This is a genomic window from Nostoc sp., assembly GCF_036917635.1.
Classification (GTDB): domain Bacteria; phylum Cyanobacteriota; class Cyanobacteriia; order Cyanobacteriales; family Nostocaceae; genus Nostoc.
Map to the genome: position 1 here is coordinate 1 of NZ_JBALCW010000006.1, position 18,830 is coordinate 18,830.

Annotated in this window: 15 protein-coding genes and 2 pseudogenes; 7 read left to right on the forward strand and 10 right to left on the reverse strand. The window is 42.4% G+C overall.

Translation table 11 applies throughout. The features are described from left to right. Positions 1-196: 196 nt before the first annotated feature. Both V7K32_RS00350 and V7K32_RS00355 read right to left on the reverse strand, forming a co-directional pair. A pseudogene (locus V7K32_RS00350) lies at positions 197-454 on the reverse strand (hypothetical protein); the annotation flags it as partial. A 49-nt stretch (positions 455-503) separates the two neighbouring features. Further along, positions 504-617, reverse strand: a complete 114-nt coding sequence (locus tag V7K32_RS00355; RefSeq protein WP_334989450.1) for a GNAT family N-acetyltransferase — start codon at positions 615-617, stop codon at positions 504-506. 75 nt (positions 618-692) lie between these two features. Here V7K32_RS00355 and V7K32_RS00360 point away from each other — a divergent pair, with 75 nt between their 5' ends. Further along, the gene (locus V7K32_RS00360; RefSeq protein ID WP_334989268.1) at positions 693-2,573 is read left to right on the forward strand and encodes an ABC transporter ATP-binding protein; all 1,881 of its coding nucleotides are present in this window, start codon (positions 693-695) and stop codon (positions 2,571-2,573) included. A gap of 255 nt (positions 2,574-2,828) precedes the next feature. Here the strand turns inward: V7K32_RS00360 and V7K32_RS00365 are convergent, their stop codons facing one another. The 4 genes from V7K32_RS00365 to V7K32_RS00380 all read right to left on the reverse strand — a co-directional run bounded on the left by V7K32_RS00365 (position 2,829) and on the right by V7K32_RS00380 (position 7,739). Beyond that, on the reverse strand, positions 2,829-3,464 hold the full coding sequence (locus V7K32_RS00365; protein WP_334989270.1) for an acetoacetate decarboxylase family protein: 636 nt from the start codon (positions 3,462-3,464) through the stop codon (positions 2,829-2,831). A gap of 411 nt (positions 3,465-3,875) precedes the next feature. Next, entirely contained in the window at positions 3,876-5,777 is a 1,902-nt protein-coding gene (dnaK, locus tag V7K32_RS00370; protein ID WP_334989272.1) for a molecular chaperone DnaK, read from the reverse strand. Between the two features lie 948 nt (positions 5,778-6,725). Continuing rightward, positions 6,726-7,544, reverse strand: coding sequence for an SDR family oxidoreductase (locus tag V7K32_RS00375; protein WP_334989275.1), 819 nt, complete (start codon positions 7,542-7,544; stop codon positions 6,726-6,728). Between the two features lie 30 nt (positions 7,545-7,574). Then, entirely contained in the window at positions 7,575-7,739 is a 165-nt protein-coding gene (locus V7K32_RS00380; RefSeq protein ID WP_334989277.1) for a hypothetical protein, read from the reverse strand. Positions 7,740-7,758: 19 nt separating this feature from the next. On the opposite strand from V7K32_RS00380, the gene V7K32_RS00385 reads away from it, so the two are divergent. The 4 genes and pseudogenes from V7K32_RS00385 to V7K32_RS00400 all read left to right on the forward strand — a co-directional run bounded on the left by V7K32_RS00385 (position 7,759) and on the right by V7K32_RS00400 (position 11,541). Then, positions 7,759-8,133, forward strand: a complete 375-nt coding sequence (locus tag V7K32_RS00385; protein WP_334989279.1) for a hypothetical protein — start codon at positions 7,759-7,761, stop codon at positions 8,131-8,133. Further along, positions 8,121-8,567 (forward strand): annotated as a pseudogene (locus tag V7K32_RS00390) (sensor histidine kinase); the annotation flags it as partial. The gene V7K32_RS00385 and the pseudogene V7K32_RS00390, both read left to right, overlap by 13 nt. A 202-nt stretch (positions 8,568-8,769) precedes the next feature. Next, positions 8,770-10,227 (forward strand): sensor histidine kinase, encoded by a 1,458-nt coding sequence (locus V7K32_RS00395; RefSeq protein ID WP_334989283.1) that lies wholly within the window; start codon positions 8,770-8,772, stop codon positions 10,225-10,227. Positions 10,228-10,872: 645 nt separating this feature from the next. Further along, a complete protein-coding gene (locus V7K32_RS00400; protein ID WP_334989285.1) occupies positions 10,873-11,541 on the forward strand; it encodes an AIM24 family protein in 669 nt (222 codons plus the stop codon). A 198-nt stretch (positions 11,542-11,739) separates the two neighbouring features. Here the strand turns inward: V7K32_RS00400 and V7K32_RS00405 are convergent, their stop codons facing one another. From V7K32_RS00405 to V7K32_RS00420, 4 genes are all read right to left on the reverse strand, one after another. Then, complete coding sequence (locus tag V7K32_RS00405) at positions 11,740-13,218, reverse strand: DICT sensory domain-containing protein (RefSeq protein WP_334989287.1); 1,479 nt, start codon at positions 13,216-13,218, stop codon at positions 11,740-11,742. Between the two features lie 258 nt (positions 13,219-13,476). Then, entirely contained in the window at positions 13,477-14,976 is a 1,500-nt protein-coding gene (locus V7K32_RS00410) for a UDP-N-acetylmuramoyl-L-alanyl-D-glutamate--2,6-diaminopimelate ligase (protein WP_334989289.1), read from the reverse strand. A 53-nt stretch (positions 14,977-15,029) separates the two neighbouring features. Further along, positions 15,030-15,317: a glutaredoxin family protein gene (locus V7K32_RS00415; RefSeq protein ID WP_334989291.1), complete on the reverse strand. Its 288-nt coding sequence runs from the start codon at positions 15,315-15,317 to the stop codon at positions 15,030-15,032. A gap of 109 nt (positions 15,318-15,426) precedes the next feature. Next, positions 15,427-16,104 (reverse strand): Uma2 family endonuclease, encoded by a 678-nt coding sequence (locus V7K32_RS00420; protein ID WP_334989293.1) that lies wholly within the window; start codon positions 16,102-16,104, stop codon positions 15,427-15,429. A gap of 112 nt (positions 16,105-16,216) precedes the next feature. On the opposite strand from V7K32_RS00420, the gene V7K32_RS00425 reads away from it, so the two are divergent. Both V7K32_RS00425 and V7K32_RS00430 read left to right on the forward strand, forming a co-directional pair. Next, positions 16,217-17,788, forward strand: coding sequence for a CPBP family intramembrane glutamic endopeptidase (locus tag V7K32_RS00425; protein WP_334989295.1), 1,572 nt, complete (start codon positions 16,217-16,219; stop codon positions 17,786-17,788). 576 nt (positions 17,789-18,364) lie between these two features. After that, the gene (locus V7K32_RS00430; RefSeq protein WP_334989297.1) at positions 18,365-18,640 is read left to right on the forward strand and encodes a TM2 domain-containing protein; all 276 of its coding nucleotides are present in this window, start codon (positions 18,365-18,367) and stop codon (positions 18,638-18,640) included. Positions 18,641-18,830: the final 190 nt, after the last annotated feature.

Here is an 18,830-nt window from a genome sequence, read left to right on the forward strand (position 1 = left end):
TTTTTTCAGGGTTACTTAGGAGTCCAAATTATAATTTGGAATTTTATTTAAATGTAGTTTATTAATACTACTGATTGAAGTGCGGAATGTGGGATCTAGAATTATAAAGTGTGGTATATAGTATGATTTATAATTATGTTGCCAAAATAGACACTCCAAATAAGGCAAAGGTAATCCCATACTCCTGACTTTCCCGTTAAGTATCTCTAGCAAGCTGCCAACCCTCTCTACGAGACGCTACGCGAACACAAAGGTCGTGCCATTTTAACCAGCCACGCCATAGTACCTGGATACCAATAGGAGTATTACGTCGATGTTCTAAGTAACCGCCATATCGAGCGATGTCTAGCGACAAGCCGCTTTGCGTCTACGCTTCAACAGCCCAACCAACTGTTAATATTTTTGGTAGTTTGGGTGATTTAGCGCTCATTACCTGACGCTGAAGGGGATTGATTTCTTCTGAATCCTTTGTGAGCAACCTTTTCGAGACTTAACGGGAAAACTCAGCTAGGTGAATACCTCATAACTGCTGGGTTGCTCAAAATGGTAGCAAGTTTATCCAGGTCTTGAGGAGTATAGGGTCTTAGTAGTAGTCTTGCGGTTTCTATCTCAGGCATGGTATCAGAGTAAAAGGACAAACGCTACTTTAAACATGCGTATTTTTTTACAAACATTAATATAATGCTCTTACTATGAGCATCTATCAATCTCTCAAAAAATCTTATACGCAACATCGTCAAAGTGAAAATGACTGGCGGTTGTTTTTGCGTTTAGTGCCTTATGCCCGTCGTAGCGGACGGCTGTTGGCGCTATCAATGTGCCTACTCGTACCGATCGCCCTAGCGAATGCCGTACAACCACTGTTGATTGGCCAAGTTATCTCCCTGATTCGCAAGGAACCAAGCACTTACGAATTTCTTAGGAATCGCCCCTTGTCGGAAGGGCTAAATATCCTGGAGGGATTATTATTAGTGGCGATCGCCACCCGACTGATTTTGACAGGCTATCAGGGTTATTTAGTACAGAAGCTAGGGCAACAAATCACCGCAGCAATTCGCCAAGACTTATTCCAGCATGTAACATCATTAGCAGTACGCTTTTTTGACCGCACGCCCGTAGGTAAATTAATCACCAGAATCACCAGCGATGTGGAAGTCTTAGGCGATGTCTTTTCTACTGGAGCAATTGGCATTGTGTCCAATTTGTTTTCCATGCTGGTGATTTTGGGTTTAATGTTTTCCATCCAATGGCAACTCACTTGCTTGCTGCTATTGATGTTGTTACCAATTAGCTGGTTAATTGTTTACATTCAGCAACAGTACCGCAAAGCCAATTACAAAGGGCGAGAAGAACTTTCTATATTGAACTCGCACCTACAAGAAAATGTGGTTGGCATTAACGTAGTGCAGTTGTTCCGCAGGGAAAAATTTAATGCGGAATTATTTCGCACCACAAACAGCCGCTACACTCAGCAAATGGATAAAACCATCTTTTATGATTCATTTATTTCAGCCACCTTGGAATGGATTGGTCTGATTGCAGTCGCAGCTGTTTTGTGGATGGGTGGTTGGTTACTGTTAGGAAAAAGTTTAGCTTTTGGGACTTTATCTGCATTTATCTTGTATGCCCAGCAATTATTTGACCCTTTAAGGGATTTTGCGGAAAAATTTACGGTAATTCAAGCAGGTTTTACTGCCATAGAACGCGTAGGCGATATATTAGATGAACCGATAGAAATCCGCGATCGCGCCAATGTCCGCTTCTCAATATTTGATGCAAAATTTGGCTACATAGACGAGATTGTTGCCAATCTAGAAACCCCAGACCTCACTTCCTTGCCTGAACTGGGAGAAATCCGTTTTGATCACGTCTGGTTTGCTTACAAAAATGATGATTACGTAATTAAAGACTTAGATTTTACCATTCATCCAGGCGAAAAAATTGCATTAGTCGGCCCCACAGGTGCGGGTAAAACTTCGATCATCCGTCTTTTGTGCCGCCTTTACGAACCCAGCCAAGGACGCATTCTTATAGATGGTGTAGATATTCGGGAAGTACCACAGGCAGAACTGCGGCGCTACATGGCAGTAATTTTACAAGAAGGGTTTTTGTTTGCTGGTGATGTTAAAAGCAACATTTCTTTAGGAGATGGCTATACCGTTGAACAGATTCAACAAGCAGCAGAGCAAACCAACATTGCTCAGTTTATAGAAGAACTACCCCAAGGGTATGATACTCAACTGCGAGAACGGGGTACAAATATTTCTAGTGGTCAAAAGCAACTTTTAGCCTTTGCGCGGGCTGCTATTCGCAATCCCCAAATTTTGGTACTAGATGAAGCTACCGCTAGTTTAGATGTTGGCACAGAAGCTTTAGTTCAAGAGGCATTAAACCAGCTATTGCTCAGACGTACCGCCATTATTATCGCTCACCGCCTATCTACGATTCGCAATGTAGACCGAATCTTTGTTCTCAAACGCGGCGAATTAATCGAACAGGGAAGCCACGAGCAACTACTCCAAGAAGGAGGGCTTTATGCCACTTTGCATAACTTGCAGATGTTAGGAACTTAGCATATTTTCAGAATAATCCCAAGAGAGGAAACAGCGATCGCTATCACTTTTGAGGTGATGAGAAATGCCTACTTTACCGCCGTAGACATCGCACAAAATCATCGTGTGATGGAGTGAGCGATCGCTCTAACCACCAATTGAAGTCTCTCAGTAGACTGATAACCCCTGGAGGGGCATTGAGATTCTGAAAGTTCAAGAATTTTTAGCAAGCAAATAAGTACCAAGAGTTACCCTATACCTGACAAATACGATGGACTAGATACCCATCTGTCCAACGAGTTTTGGCGCATCAACCCGCAAACTCATCTGCTCACAACGCACAGTTAACCAAGGCTGACCTAAACCTATTCCAGAAAAAGGACTTTCGCCGGGGATTTCTAACTTAGAACTAATCAAACCCAATACAGACTCAAATTCAGCAGGGAATATCAGCAAATCACCACCCTTAGCGCTGAAAGCAGACGCAGTTAACCACTGTCTCCATGCCAAGCTTTGATGATTATAGTTAAGACTACACAGCTTTCGGTTTTCCTGATGCACAGTAACATGCTTTCCTTGTTCCCAGGTAAACTCAGCTAGTTCCTTTGGTAGTCCCCAAATTTCTCGACCACCAGCCACCGAATCAGCATTATCTACATAAATATGGGAAACCCAGCCACCGATTTTTCTTTGGTAATTAACCAAAGCTGGGACAACAATTAACTCGCTGTACTCCAGTACTGAGCCTGACCCATAATGAGATAAATACACACTAGCGAGAGTTTTACCAGGCCATACAGAAATAATTTCTAACTCTAACGGAATTAAAGGGCGCACTTGGTCAATATTTACCAAATGCAGAGTTTGGATAGCATAGCCCTGAAGTGTCCAAGGTGCTTGTGGATATGGCATAAGGGAGTTGAGAGTGAGGACTTAGAAATAAAGATCAAGAGTACCAATATTAGTTTCAAGACTGCGTAGGTTAAGTCTAAAAAGTACTCCAGGGTAGATTGGGTTGAGGAACGAAACCCAGCATTTTTAGGGCTTTGTTGGGTAACACTTAAGTTCAACCCAACCTACAAATTTTCAAAACCTACGCAGTATTGATATTAGTTCTACTCTAACTCCAAACTCCAAACTCCAAACTCCAAATTCCAAACTCCTAACTCCTAACTCCTAACTCCTAACTCCTAACTCCTAACTCCTAACTCCTAACTCCTAACTCCTAACTCCCAACTCCTTAAAAAAATCCCCACTCAGGCATTTGTCTAAGTGGGTGATATGAGGTAGGACTAAATAATCTTCCCAAAATAAGTGGGGGAATTATTTGCTCTCTGTAAAATCAGCGTCAATTACATCTTCGCCACTACCACTAGATGTGGAACCACCATCTTGGGGTTCAGCACCAGGCGCAGCACCGCCACCAGCTTGTTGATAAATATTGCTACCAACAGCAAATAGCGCTTGTTGCAATTCTGGGGTGAGCTTTTTGATTTGCTCATCGTCTTCTTTAGCAACTGCTTCGCGCAGTTCTTTCACCAAACCTTCGACTTTAGTCTTGTCAGCAGCCGGAACTTTATCGCCTAATTCTTGTAACTGCTTCTCAGCTTGGTATGCCAAAGAGTCGGCTTGGTTCTTGCGTTCAATCTTCTCACGCCGTTCTTTGTCAGATGAAGCGTTTTGTTCAGCTTCTCTTACCATCCGGTCAACGTCATTTTTATCCAGGGTGGAAGCGCCGGTTATGCTGATGGACTGTTCTTTACCAGTACCTTTGTCCTTAGCTGTGACGTTAAGGATACCATTAGCGTCAATGTCGAACACCACTTCAATTTGAGGCACGCCGCGTGGTGCAGCAGGAATACCATCCAGACGGAAGGTTCCCAAACTCTTGTTATCGTTAGAGAATTCGCGCTCACCTTGAAGGACGTGAATTTCTACGTTGGTTTGTCCATCCACAGCAGTGGAGAAGACTTCCGATTTCTTGGTGGGAATTGTGGTGTTGCGGGGGATAATTTTGGTCATCACGCCGCCCAATGTTTCCACACCCAAAGATAGCGGTGTCACGTCTAACAGCAAGATACCAGTTACATCACCAGCTAGTACCCCAGCTTGGATAGCTGCACCAACTGCTACGACTTCATCAGGGTTAACACTTTGGTTGGGGTCTTTACCCAATACCTGCTTCACAATCTGTTGGACTGCGGGAATGCGGGTAGAACCACCAACTAATACCACTTCATCAATATCGCCTTTGTTTAACTTGGCATCGCGGAGGGCGTTTTCCACAGGAACACGACAACGGTCGATTAAGTCAGAGCAAAGTTCTTCAAACTGGGCGCGAGTCAGGGTTGTATCCAGGTGCTTGGGGCCATCCTGGGTAGCAGTGATAAATGGCAGGTTAATTTCTGCTTGAGTGACGCTAGAAAGCTCAATTTTGGCTTTTTCTGCGGCTTCAGTCAGACGTTGTAAGGCTTGTTTGTCTTTCCGCAGGTCAATACCTTCGGCTTTCTTGAACTTCTCAGCTAAGAAGTCAACTATTTTTTTATCGAAGTCATCACCGCCAAGGTGGGTATCACCAGATGTGGCTAGTACTTCAAAAACTCCATCTCCTACTTCCAGCACGGATACGTCGAAGGTACCACCACCCAAGTCAAATACGAGGATGGTTTCGTTACTCTTCTTGTCAAATCCATAAGCCAAAGAAGCGGCTGTAGGCTCGTTGATAATCCGTAGAACTTCAATCCCGGCAATTTTACCAGCGTCTTTTGTCGCTTGGCGTTGCGAGTCGTTGAAGTATGCCGGAACAGTGATTACAGCTTGGGTTACGGTTTCACCGAGGTATTTGCTGGCATCTTCAACTAGTTTGCGAAGAACTTTTGCAGAAATTTCTTCAGGAGCAAATGCTTTACCAGCGATTGGACAATCTAGTTTGACATTGCCGTTATTGCTGAGGACTTTGTAAGAAACTTCTGTAGCTTCGTTACTCACTTCATCGTAGCGGCGTCCAATAAAGCGTTTGACTGAGTAAAACGTATTTTCTGTGTTCATCACCGCTTGGCGTTTGGCAATTTGACCAACCAAGTTGTCGCCATTTTTCGCAAATGCGACTACTGATGGCGTTGTCCGAAAACCTTCAGCATTAGCAATTACTGTGGGTTTACCACCTTCCATCACTGCCACGCAGGAGTTCGTTGTTCCTAAGTCAATTCCAACTACTTTTGCCATTTTAGGTGCTGGCTCCGTATAACTACAAATGAATGAATGAGAATATAAAGGACTAAATTTTGAACCAATAGGGTCAATAAATCAGCCAGTTCAGCATGAATACCTTTGTTTTGGCTTTTCTGGGGTTAAAACTCCAGATATGCTGATATATATACTGAAGCTTAGTGTTAGCCAGTCCATGAAGGGTGGTTTCCCGAACCTTGCTTAGGACGGTTAAACTAACTAAATAGTTTTTTTAGTTATTTCATGGATTTATTGCCTTCACTCTGTCTAATGTATGAGAATTAATACTTTCAGTAATTAGGGTGAACCGTAACGGTAGAGTCGTGTTTGCCGTCTTTAGAGGTAATAAGTGACAAAAGTACCGAAAATAGAACAAAATTAAAGGGCGCGTAGGCTAGCCCGTACTTATCTACGAGACGCTGCGCGTAGCTTCTTTGAAGGAGTCCGATAAAGCTCAGTGACCTCCGCAGGAATCACTTCGGTCATTCCGTATAATCTGCAATATAGCGGTTTTCGTTTGCATTAAGTATATTTTTAAACCACACCCCCAACCCCTCTCCGATGCTTTGGAGAGGGGAGTGTTTGCACGCCTCAAATACGGGGTGAGGTTCAGACTCAATACTGCGTAGGTTTAGAGTCGATCCCCCCAACCCCCGATAATATTGGCTTGCTCAAAATGCCTTATTTTCCCCTTTTTTAAGGCGACTAAGGGGGATCTCCAATGACTACCTTAACCGAGCAGTATTGGGTTCAGACTGTATTGCACCCAAATGAGAACTGCTATATTTAGTGATTGGGCATTAGACATCTCCAGAAATTAAATATGCGTAACCTGAAACCCTTGTAGAGACGCGAAATTGCACTTCGTGCCGCTACGAAGAAAGCGTCTCTACATTCATTGTCACCAGATGTCTATTAGATAAAATATTACTTAGCACTTAGTACTCACTCAAGCCGAGAGAAAAGAGTTTCCCAGTTAATTGCAGCCGGTCTTTGTCCCTGGTTGACTATTTCAAAAATTTTCTTGGAACTACTTGGGATTAAAAGGCATTCTACACAAGCGTTTGCTACATCAATCCGGCTGGTATCACCCGAAAGTGTATCCCCAGTGCCTACTACCACACCGTATTTACCCCCAGTTTTTGCCTTTAGGAGGGTGTTGAGGTCGTATGAGGTATATGGCCCGTCAATCAGGCGTCCTGGGCGGATAATGGTGTAGGGTAATCCTGAGTTAATAATGGACTCTTCGCCCTTTTGTTTGGCATCCAACACGCCAAAAGCATTAAGAACACTAAAAGGAAACTGATTTTTACGCTCAATTCCGCAAGAAGAGACGAAAACGAACCGCTTCAAATTCCGCGCTGCTGCTGCCACTAGGTTGCTCACACCTTGGGCATCGACCTTTGCGGGACTATTCTTTGCTTTTGCTTCACTAGATTTGGGGTTAAGAAAAGTGATTCCCCATTCAATCAAGTTTGGGGATTGCTCAAACTCCCATCGCGCAGAGGGAAAGGCAGTGGTTCCAGTACAACTTATGATGTGAGTGACATTTTGTGTTGCGGCTGGCAGTGTAGCTGGCTGGCGGATGTCACCAACGGCAATTTCCACTCTGTGGTTAAACATTTCTTCGGCTTTTGCGGCATTGCGTGTCAGAACGCGAACTTTCAAGCCCTTTTCTAGCAGCTTGCCTACCACCAGTTGCCCGACGCCACCAGTAGCACCAGCAACTAGTACCAAATCTTCAACTGAATCAAAAGAAGTCATAACGTGCCTTTGAGATGGTCTATTGTTAATCTACTCAAAAAATGCGTAGGCGTAGCCAGCCGTAGGCATCGCCAAAGATAGCTCCAGATTAAAGATTTGGCTAATAGCTGTTGACTCTGTAGCTTTCAGGCACATATCTGGGAATTTTAAAATCAGGGAAACTCCCCAAAACTGAATTAGCGCACTAGCCAGCACTTGAGGTTTCGAGCAAGGGATGAAAATTAGTCAGAAATTAATTTCGGGAATTCTAGGAATAGCTACTCTCTCAGTAATTACTGGTGCCATTAGTGCTCATCAACAATTGAAGATAGTTAAATATATTGCTCAACAAGAGGCTGAAGAAGTTGGTGGACTACTGGGATATTTCATAAATCATGAACTTGAGTACCACCAAATGCGATCGCAACAGGAAATGCTAGCCCAGTTACAAGAGCATGTTCAATCGCTACACAATGAACGTCAGCGTGATATTGAGATTGTAGACCTCAATAAAATCATTCTGGCGGATGTATTTGCAGAAGACATTGGTAAGCGATTAGATCGCGATCGCAATAATGAAGTTGGTAAAACTATTCACGATTTCAAGTAGTCAAAGAGGATGGTGAAATGCCTAAGATTCAGTGTTTTGCAGGGCAAATGAATCAGGTATTTATGAACCTCTTGACAAATGGAATCGATGCTTTAGATGAGGCTTTCCAAAAAGAACTTTGTCCAAATCCTTTGATTCAGATTTCTTCGGAACAGGTAAATGAAAATGCAATCATTCGGATTGCTGATAATGGATTAGGAATTTCAGAAGCAATCCAGTCGCGTTTATTTGACCCTTTTTTCACCACAAAACCAGTTGGTAAGGGGACTGGTATGGGCTTATCGATCAGCTACCAAATAATTACTGAAAAGCATGGTGGATCTTTGCAATGTATTTCATCGCCGGGACAGGGTACAGAGTTTGTTATTGCAATCCCAATTCGAGCAATTAAATCAGCACAATTATCAACCTGCGATCGCACTACCTATCGGTAAAAATTAGCGTGAGTAGTTTTTCAACTCCTAACTGCGACGCCGAATAGCCCGTCGTAGACATCGCCCTTAGAGGGGGAATTGCGCCCGAATTGTTCGGTTCTACCACTGTCGTCATTACACTAATAGTTTTAACCTCTTAAGTAGTAGTGTAATGTCTACCCTAGACGCTGTTAGTCGCTCTTGAATTAAGAGGTGAAAGCCTGTGTACAAATGGATATTGCCAAGTCTGAGCGAAATCTTGGCTGAAAATCAATCAAGTGTGGCTGAATGTTCACCTGCTAAAGCAGAGCGGCAGTGGCGTGTCAGCCTAGCAGCGACAGAACATTTGCTATTAAATACTTTAGCAGCTACTTCAGTTGACACAACCCAAGGATTAGTTTTAGCTGCACCAGCACCCTTATTTAGTCAGCCAAAACTGACTCAAAGTTTACAAACAGTAACTTTTACGGCAAAACCATTTAATCCCTTGGCGCTGATGCCATTTCAGATGCCAGATGCAATCGCGTCTGTAAATGAAGAAATAGCTCCCCATGAATCGGTACTTTCCTTATTACCTGCCGATCCGCTAGGTGCAGAACAGTTTTGCTTGGTTTTTACAGAAAAATTTAGATTAGTGCTGGTTTTAGCAAGCCACAAAAACGGTAAAAAAACCTTTTCATTTTCTTTTGAGCCAGAGGTAGTACAACAGGCTTGGCGATCGCTAGGAGCAAGGATAATGCTGGCTAATCCAGAATTTTTTGCCCGTCTGGATACATTAGTACAAGAGTATTCTCCGGTAGCGCCAGATTGCCGCATCATAATTCAGTTTAGCCAGTTGTTGCTTCAAGAATTAACTGAAGCAGAAGAGACTAAGGACTCAATAGGAAGTGGAGACAAGGAGGATAAAGAAAATAATCCATGCCCAATTCTTCAAGCCGAATCTGCAAATCCTGATGTAGAATTGCTCCAAGCTTTCGCTCACGAAGTCCGTACACCTTTAACAACTATTCGCACTATGACTCGCCTACTGCTGAAGCGGCGAGATTTAGATGCTAGCGTCATCAATCGCTTAAAAATTATTGATCATGAGTGTACCGAGCAAATTGATCGCATGGAGTTGCTTTTTAAGGCAGCAGAACTAGAAACTACTACCTCAGCAAAATCATCAAAAACTCAACTCACGCCGATGTCTTTAGATCAAGTGTTGCAGCAGAGCATTCCCCGTTGGGAACAAGCGGCGCATCGGCGGAGCTTAACTTTAAATGTTGTTTTACCGCAGCAACTACCAACTGTGGTAAGTAATCCCATGATGTTGGATCAGGTACTCACTGGTTTGATAGAGAATTTCACTCGCAGCTTACCTGCTGGTAGCCATATTCAAGTACAAGTTATTCCGGCGGGAGATCAACTTAAGTTACAATTATCGCCGCAATTTGGGTGCAAAGATTCAAGTAAAACTGCCATACCTGCAACGCCCCCAATTCGCAAAGCTTTAGGTCAATTGCTGATGTTTCAACCAGAAACGGGTACGATTAGTTTGAATATGGCCGCAACTAAGCATTTGTTTCAAGCGATCGGCGGCAAACTGATTGTGCGCCAGCGTCCACACTATGGGGAAGTTTTGACGATTTTCCTTCCCTTAGAAGTTAGCAATAAACATAAATTAGGAGCTAAAACTTAGGAGTGAAAATTTATTAACTATTTTGCAGAATTATAAATATTTACTCTAAATTAATGTGATTTCATCAAACCTCTCCCTGCCTTAAACTTTAGTTAAAGTCTGTCCCTCTCGCCCGTCGGAGAGGGACAGGTTTTATGTAGTAAAGCCTCTTAGTGGTCTTTTTCTTTGACTAATTTATGCGGATACAATATGAGCCGTCAATTTCACGTTAAGTTAAACAGTAAGTGAGTATGAATAAAACACAAATGATTTGCCATCATCCCCCAACCCCGAATCCCAGATTTGGGAGAGCGATTTAGGGAGAGGGTAAAAACTACGGTTCTCAACTTAAGTAGGTAGGCAAGATAAAATCAAACTATGTAACGAAAAGTAAAATCTTTGTATTTGGCTCGTAGTTGCGCTAAAGCGCAAGAGGGCGCAACTACGAGCCAGTGATGATTATTTGCGCCCACTTACTTAGATAAGGTTTAATTAGGTTGACCTATTTTTTATGAACACAGATAATTCATTTTCATAAAATAGATTTTGTGTAGCAATCTGATTAAATTTTTCTAACTTGCTGTCTGTAAAAATAGATGCCAAAAATGTATATAAATTCTAGTTAAGAGCCAAGTACACATTTCTGCAAAAATCAAAAGAAAAATTATGGCAAGTTTTGAAGTAATCGAACGAGAAAGGTTACGTTTAGTTAAGGTAACTTTACAAAACGAAACAGTCAGAACTGAATCTGGTGCTATGTACTATATCCGTGGCAACATTCAGATGCAATCTAAAGCGCCTTCAGCAGGCGGATTTTTAAAATCCCTAGCCACGGGAGAAAACATTTTCCGTCCTACATATACAGGCAGTGGTGAATTATATTTAGAGCCTTCTTTATCGGGATATCACATTCTAGAATTAGACAGTAGTGAATGGATTTTAGATAGTGGCGCTTATTGGGCTAGTGATGCCACTGTAGAAGTAGGAGTTGAACGAAACAAATTTGTAGCAGGCTTAATTGGTGGCGAGGGATTGTTTCAAACAAAAGTCAAAGGCAGGGGTACAGTAGTGATGGCAGCACAAGGCCCTGTAGAAGTAATAAATTTACAAAATGACCGATTAGTTGTGGATGGAAATTTTGCCATCGCTCGCACAAGTAGCTTAAATTATCGCGTTGAAAAAGCTACCAAATCTCTTTTAGGTTCGATGACTTCTGGTGAGTTTCTTGTCAATACTTTTGAGGGAACTGGTACTGTATTGCTGGCTCCTGTACCTTATTGGCAAGTGATGATGCTCCGCCAAATTAGCGCCGTGCTACCAAAAACTTCTCGCTAACAATTATTGGTAAGCTTAACTCATGGCAAGTCTTTGCGGCAAGCTTGTGCGATCGCTAATTTTCTGGAATTTCCGTGGGTAAATCTAGTTATTAGTCATTAGTTATTGGTACTAATGACTAATAACTAAAATTTTTATAACTCAAATAGGATTGCTATAACAGCATAAAGTTAACTCAGGGGATAATTGTAACTCATCTCACTCATTTTCTATTGCGATCGCTCTTGGGGTATCGCCAACGCTTGGTACTTGTACTGTAAATGTGGAACCTTCATTTAATTTACTTTTCACAGAAATAGAACCGCCAGAGCGCACCAGCAATTGCTGTACAATTGTTAAACCCAACCCAGCACCACCATAATCTTCATTTGCTGCTGTACGCACACGATAAAATCGGTCAAAGATTCTGGGAATCTCGCTTTCGGCAATACCTATACCTGTGTCGCGGAATTCTAATTGGACATAATCGCTTTGAATTCGAGCACGCACCCATACTTCACCCCCATTAGGAGTAAACTTAATGCTGTTGTGCAGCAGATTAATTACAATCTGCCTCAGCCCACCACTTACACACCAAATAGATGGAAGTTCAGTGGGTACGGTGTAGGCTAGCATAATCCCTTTTTCTTGGGCTAGAGGTTGGTAGGTACTGACTACTCCAGGTACAATATCTGAAAGCCGCACCGACTCTAAAGCTGTTCCCTCTAAATTACTTTCCAGTTGCACCAGTTCCAATAAACCAATAATCAGGGAATTTTGCTGATCGCATTGGGTATTTAACATCTGTAAATAACGTTGTCGCTGGGGGGGTTTAAGATTAGGGGAATTCAATAACGAAAGTGCTGTCTTCATGTGCGTCAAGGGTGTACGCAATTCCTGACACACGTTTTTTAGGTATTCATCTTTGATTTGCTCTTTGTTATGCAGTTCTTGATTTTGCTGCTGCAACTTGGTGGTGCGTACTGTGATGATTTGACGATTAATTTCATCTTGTCGCAGGAGTTGTTTTGCAAACAGTTGATTCATCAGTGCGCCTTGGGGCGCAGGACAAATAAAATTAACAGGTATTATTGGAGATGATTCTGGCGTAATCGCTTGTTTGATACCATCTAATACTTGCTGAATTACTCTCCCCTCAAGAGTATTTATAATCAGCAACGGCTGGTTTTTATTGGTATTTACCTTTTCCGATGTCTTATTTTTACGTTTCTTAAGTGGTCGATGAGCCAAAATTAAACTGCAAAACTGGGGTGATAACACCATCAGAAAGTTTTCCCGTCGCATTTGGCTATCTGGTGATAGGTGAACGGGGACATGATGAGGGAATGAGGGCGATGAGGAAGATGAGGAAGATGAGGAAGATGAGGGGGTATTTTCTTCCCCTACAATGCTAGATCCCTCATCTTCGCCTTTCCCAGTTTCGTCAATCTGGCAAGTATAAATGAGATTAGACGCACTTACCGAGGATTGATAACGCGCTAGTTCTGATTGCCAAATTTTTTCTGGTGGTAACTTCACCCATAAAGTGGCTGCAATTTGCTGCTCAATTAGTAAGTCAATTTGCGCTCTCACCAGTGATAGCAGAGTAGCAGGACTGAGGGACAATGGTTTAGGAGGCGCTTGCACTCCCATAACCAGTTGATAAACAGACAGATCGTTGGCCAGAGAAACATTCATGAGTCAAGCACAACTTGGATGAAGCAAGAAATAATTCTGTCTTCGATTTTCACCTTTATGTGTCCATTTTTTACAAAATTTCCACGGAAAGAAATATTAAGTATAAAAAACTCTGCCTCGAAGGGAGTAGGGGAGTAGGGAGTGGGGAGTGGGAGATGGAGATGAGGGAGCAGGGGGAACTGGCGTTGCAGGGGAAGAATAAGTATTAATTATTGACCAAATGCCCAATGCCCACTTGCCCCATCCCCAATGCCCCAATTAAGCTTGTATGTTTAGTCTTTGGTGTAAAGCGTCGCGTGCGTGTTCTCGATCGTCAAAATGGATTTTTTCGGTGCCGAGAATTTGGTAGTCTTCATGACCTTTACCAGCAAGTAACACTCCATCACCGGGTTGTGCTTGTAAAATAGCAGTACGAATTGCAGTAGCCCGATCGCAAATTACAGTTGGCTCAATTGTATCAGCAATTCCTGCCAAAATATCTTGCAAAATCCGTTCTGGGTCTTCAGTCCGGGGATTATCCGATGTCACCACTGCAACATCAGCTAATTCAGCAGCAATTTTACCCATTTTTGGGCGCTTAGTGCGATCGCGATCGCCGCCACAACCAAACACGCAAATCACTTTACCAGGTATAAACGGGCGTGCAGCTTTCAGGAGATTTTCTAAACTATCCGGTGTGTGGGCATAATCCACAATCACGCTGATATCTTGATTAGGACTAATCTCTACCCGTTCCATCCGTCCGGGAACTCCGGGAAACTCAGGTATGACAGACGCTATTAACTGCAAATCTAGTCCTAAGTGTAAAACTGCTCCTATGGCTGCGAGAAGATTTTCTAAATTATATTCTCCGACTAGAGGCGATCGAAAAGCTACATCACCTTTTGGTGTATGTAATGTACCACTGACACCATTGGGCTGGTAACTTAAATCACTCATCCATAAATCAGCGCTGTTGTCGTTTACACTGTAGCTCCAAACACGCTCAGAATCTAACGAGGCAATTAACCGCTTCCCGTAGGAATCATCAGCATTAATTATTGCTTGTCCTTTGAGATAATCAGGACTAAATAACAACGCTTTGGCGGCAAAATAATCTTCCATATCGGTGTGATAATCGAGATGATCTTGAGTAAGATTACTGAACACCGCCACCTCAAATTGACAACCTAATACTCTACCTTGGGCCAAAGCGTGGGAACTTACTTCCATCACCCCGAATTCACTACCAGCCTTTACAGCCTCTGCTAGCTGCTGTTGCAGTTCGACTGCAAAGGGGGTAGTGTAGGCAGCAGTTTGCTCAAAACCTGCCCAACGAGTGTAGAGAGTTCCCATCAAAGCTGTAGCTAGATTAGCTTTAATCAGCAGAAATTCAATCAGATGAGTAGTTGTAGTTTTGCCATTTGTACCAGTCACACCCACCAGCTTGAGTTTTTGCCCCGGATAACCGTAAAAAGCACTGGCTATCTGAGCACAAGCTTGAGTTATGTTACTTGCACTGATGACCACAGCCTGATTTGTGGGAGGATTTTTTTGTACAGCTTCAGGAGAGACGATCGCAGCTATAGCCCCCAATGCGATCGCACTTTGCCAAAATTCCCCACCATCAACCCGCCCTCCTGGCATCCCAATAAACAAATCTCCCACACTACATGCATGGGAATTCGTCTTCAAACCCTTAACTTCCACATCCCCCATCGGATGGCTAGGCAATTGTTCAACACTGTCTACCGCCGTTAGTAATTCCCGCAATTTCATTTTGTGAACCTCGTCACATTCTTAATCTTGCGCTTATTTTGCATTATTTTTTTCTAATTGGCTAAATACTTACACAACATTTGCTCCAACTGCTGCACACTAGCACGAGGAGAAGGACGCGGCAATAATTTCTCACTCCCCTCTTCCTCCGTGGCCTCTGCGCCTCTGTGGTTCGATAAATAAAGTACTGGCACCTCATACTCATACGCCGCGAACCAATCTTCACGAGTCGTAATATCCCTAATTTCCAACTCGAAACTCAGATTTTGGATTTGTTGTAGCTTTTCTTGCAACCCTTCACATAAATGACAGCCGGGTTTACTATATAAAATTAATCGCATTTCTTAATTAATTACCATGAACACTATTTTACATATCACCAAAGGCGAATAAAGACTAGATTTATCTAAATGAACTATCAGTTAATCCAAGCGATCGCGCCTTACAAAATCAACTCAAAGAATCTGGATCTATCCCCAACCTTCGTAATTCTTGTGCCAGCCTATCGGCACGTTGTTCAGCAGCGATCGCTCTTTCTTCTGGTGTTAAATATCTGACTCCTTGTTTGTCATACCAATACAACCAATCCCGTGTAATTCCCTGATAGGTTCCCCGTTCACAACCAATTGCTAAACCTATCTCTGGTAACCAAACAGGATTTACTGGCTGTAATACATATTCCCCATTTACTAATCGATAAACTTCTAAAGGTGCTTTTATACGGCGTTGGGGATTGTAAACAACATAATACAAAATCTCCATCTCAGCATACATTTTCTTTTTGGTGCTGTATTCGCCACGTCGTTTATGAGAAACCACCTCCAGCGCCACGATTGGCATAACTTTTTCTTCCCACAACACATAACTTAAACGCAAGTTTTCATCAAAAACTCGCTCAACTCCTAAACTTAAAAACCCATCGGGTACAATCGGCGGTAATTCGGGATCGTAATATATCCCCATATCAACCCCAAAAAACCAATCCATCCGGTTTGTCCATAACCAAGCTAAGATGCTTTCTAGCAAGCCAGGAATCAAATGTTGTAGTTGATTATCCACAGGTTCATCGTCCGAATCGGGCAGATCCTCGGCGGAGGGTAAGCAGTGCAATGGGTTGTAATTTAACATGGTGGGTGCGATGCAAACTTATAATATTGATGATATCTATCCACCTCTGACTTTTTCTTGCGATAATTCCCAAGGGGGATGCGCTCTCCACTGGTTAGTAAAAGAGGGATAGATGACACTCAAGCGATTAGTTTTATTTTTTGTACTGACGCCGATAGCAGTTCTGTTGGCAGTTTCGGCTTTATTCGGTAGTTGGCAAGAACCTCAGTTTCAAAGTCGCCTAGAACTATACCAAACCAATATTGCTCTCCAAGCCCAAGCTTGGCAATCAGAAGATAGCAGCGATCGCAATCTCAAAGCGGTTCAGGAAGCAATACTTGGTGACCAACCCCTGGAGGGCGCTACAAAGCAGTATCAAGAGGCGCGTCAATCAGTTGAAGCTAATTTAGACAAAGTTAACAACAAAATTGCACAATTACGCTCTCAATCTGAAATAACTCCCATACCTGCGAAACTACCGGATGTTCCTCCCACTACTAAAACTTCTAAACAGGGACAGCAACAGTTACAGCAGTCCCTCAAGCAATTACAAAAATTACTGGCTGAATTAGACTTGCGCCTGGGAATTTTACAAGCACAGCAAGGACAGACGGATACATCTCTCAAAACTTGGAGCGAATTACAACAACGCTCAGATATCAATCCAGAATTTGGAGAAACCGCAGCTGTATTAAATGGACTGTGGAGCAATCCTCCCCGTCTGCTCCAAAATTCTCAAGAACGGATTCAAAAAAATTTAGAAGGTTGGTTTCGCTCTACTGCTTTGGTTCAGCTATACCAACTCCAGCAACGACAAGATGCTTTATTAGCAGTTAAAGCTGCACAACAAGAATCTGCTACTCAAGCGGTGATTAAATTAGCAGTTATTGGCACTATTCCCACCTTGGCAGCTTTAATTGGTTTAATACTGCTGATTTTATTATTTGCTCAACGCTTGTTCAAAGGAAAAACCTCGTTACTAAGTCAAAATGCTGATGTCCTTTGGTCAACACCTTGGGATGGTGAAACGATTTTGCAGGTTTTTATCGTCGGCTTTTTCTTCATGGGGCAAATTTTTGTCCCTTTATTGCTATCGCGGCTCCCCATCCCTCGTCCTGTGGGTGATGTGCGACTTCAGGCTTTTTATGTTTTAGTTAGTTACTTACTGGTAGCATCGGGGGCGCTGTTAGTGCTGTATTTTTCTCTCAAGCCCTTTTTTCCATTACCAGAATTTTGGTTTCGCTTCCGTTTTCAAGATAAATGGTTTTTGTGGGGACTGGGAGGCTACTGCGCGGCTTTACCTATAGTTGTGGTGGTATCTTTGATTAATCAACAGCTATGGCAAGGGCAGGGTGGTAGTAACCCTCTGTTGCAATTAGCCCTAGAAAGCCAAGATGGTGTAGCACTTGGCATATTTTTCTTTACAGCAGCGATCGCAGCTCCATTTTTTGAAGAAATTCTATTTCGCGGCTTTTTGTTACCCTCTCTGACTCGCTACTTACCCGTGTGGGGAGCGATTCTGACCAGTAGCTTGTTGTTTGCGATCGCTCACCTGAGTTTGTCAGAAATTCTTCCCCTGACTGCATTGGGCATTGTCTTAGGAGTCGTTTACACGCGATCGCGCAACCTCCTTGCTCCTATGCTCCTCCACAGCCTCTGGAATAGTGGTACATTATTAAGTTTATTCGTTTTAGGTAGCAATTAAAACTAACCTACTACTGTTGTAAAAAACATAAATATCTGATTTTATCTGCATAGGTAACAACAATTTACTAGTTATAATTGCTCGTAAGCATAAATACTAGCCTAAAAGCCAATTCAGATAATGGCAAAAGCAAATCTAACCGCAACGCAAAGTCATTAGTCAATAACTTATCTCGTCATTGACGGGATGTCGTTTCACGCGCGTTGGAAGCGATGTCTACGATGGGCTACGCCTATGCAAAAAAATCCGGAAATAATACTGATGGACTTGTAAAAAGTGGTGTAGCAGTTTTTGCTGATTATTGAGGTTCATTCTTTTCAAGATAAAGCAAAATTGCCGCACCAGGGTTTACGATTTTCCAATCTACCAAAAGTTATTAAGGAGCGCCAGATTTTCCGACTATGCCGGAATAAATTTTAGCGTCCCCTTTGAGATAGAAGTACGCTGATGGTTATTTGTCTTGGGGCTTACTTATACTTAAAAAAATAAAAATATATGTATTAAGCAAGTAAATCTATTTGCTTTGATTACAATAAAGACTTTATTTTTATACCTCACTTATCAAGGAGTCGCACTATGTCAAATTTCAACCCCACTCACCCGACCAAACAACTTCTAGCTGGTTACTGTGGCATTATCCTTGGAGGATTTGGGGTTCATAAGTTTATTCTAGGATACGTTCCAGAAGGCTTTATCATGTTGGTGATTTCTGTAGTGGGAGGTTCTTTCACCTACGGAATTACCTTGATAATTATGCTACTGGTAGGTTTAATTGAAGGCATGATTTACTTGAATAAGCCCCCTGAAGAATTTGTAAATACCTACTTTGTGAAGAAGCAGGGCTGGTTTTAAAAACTTATAAGTAAGTGGGTCAAATTAAATATAAAATCTCACCTACCTCCGGCTTTCCTTAGTAATGAGACTGATTGAGGATGAGGTTTAATCTTATGTTTAACACTTATCAGTAAACATTTAAAAGTTTTGATAATTGGGTTTAACTCCCCCACTATATCGGCGTTAACTGAGAACTGAAAACTAAGTA

Bases quoted from the DNA above. Each gene is read 5' to 3' on its own strand.
- V7K32_RS00355 (WP_334989450.1), bottom strand. From the start codon at position 617: ATGCCTGAGATAGAAACCGCAAGACTACTACTAAGACCCTATACTCCT.
- V7K32_RS00360 (WP_334989268.1), top strand. From the start codon at position 693: ATGAGCATCTATCAATCTCTCAAAAAATCTTATACGCAACATCGTCAA.
- V7K32_RS00365 (WP_334989270.1), bottom strand. From the start codon at position 3,464: ATGCCATATCCACAAGCACCTTGGACACTTCAGGGCTATGCTATCCAA.
- dnaK (WP_334989272.1), bottom strand. From the start codon at position 5,777: ATGGCAAAAGTAGTTGGAATTGACTTAGGAACAACGAACTCCTGCGTG.
- V7K32_RS00375 (WP_334989275.1), bottom strand. From the start codon at position 7,544: ATGACTTCTTTTGATTCAGTTGAAGATTTGGTACTAGTTGCTGGTGCT.
- V7K32_RS00385 (WP_334989279.1), top strand. From the start codon at position 7,759: ATGAAAATTAGTCAGAAATTAATTTCGGGAATTCTAGGAATAGCTACT.
- V7K32_RS00400 (WP_334989285.1), top strand. From the start codon at position 10,873: ATGGCAAGTTTTGAAGTAATCGAACGAGAAAGGTTACGTTTAGTTAAG.
- V7K32_RS00405 (WP_334989287.1), bottom strand. From the start codon at position 13,218: ATGAATGTTTCTCTGGCCAACGATCTGTCTGTTTATCAACTGGTTATG.
- V7K32_RS00410 (WP_334989289.1), bottom strand. From the start codon at position 14,976: ATGAAATTGCGGGAATTACTAACGGCGGTAGACAGTGTTGAACAATTG.
- V7K32_RS00415 (WP_334989291.1), bottom strand. From the start codon at position 15,317: ATGCGATTAATTTTATATAGTAAACCCGGCTGTCATTTATGTGAAGGG.
- V7K32_RS00420 (WP_334989293.1), bottom strand. From the start codon at position 16,104: ATGTTAAATTACAACCCATTGCACTGCTTACCCTCCGCCGAGGATCTG.
- V7K32_RS00425 (WP_334989295.1), top strand. From the start codon at position 16,217: ATGACACTCAAGCGATTAGTTTTATTTTTTGTACTGACGCCGATAGCA.
- V7K32_RS00430 (WP_334989297.1), top strand. From the start codon at position 18,365: ATGTCAAATTTCAACCCCACTCACCCGACCAAACAACTTCTAGCTGGT.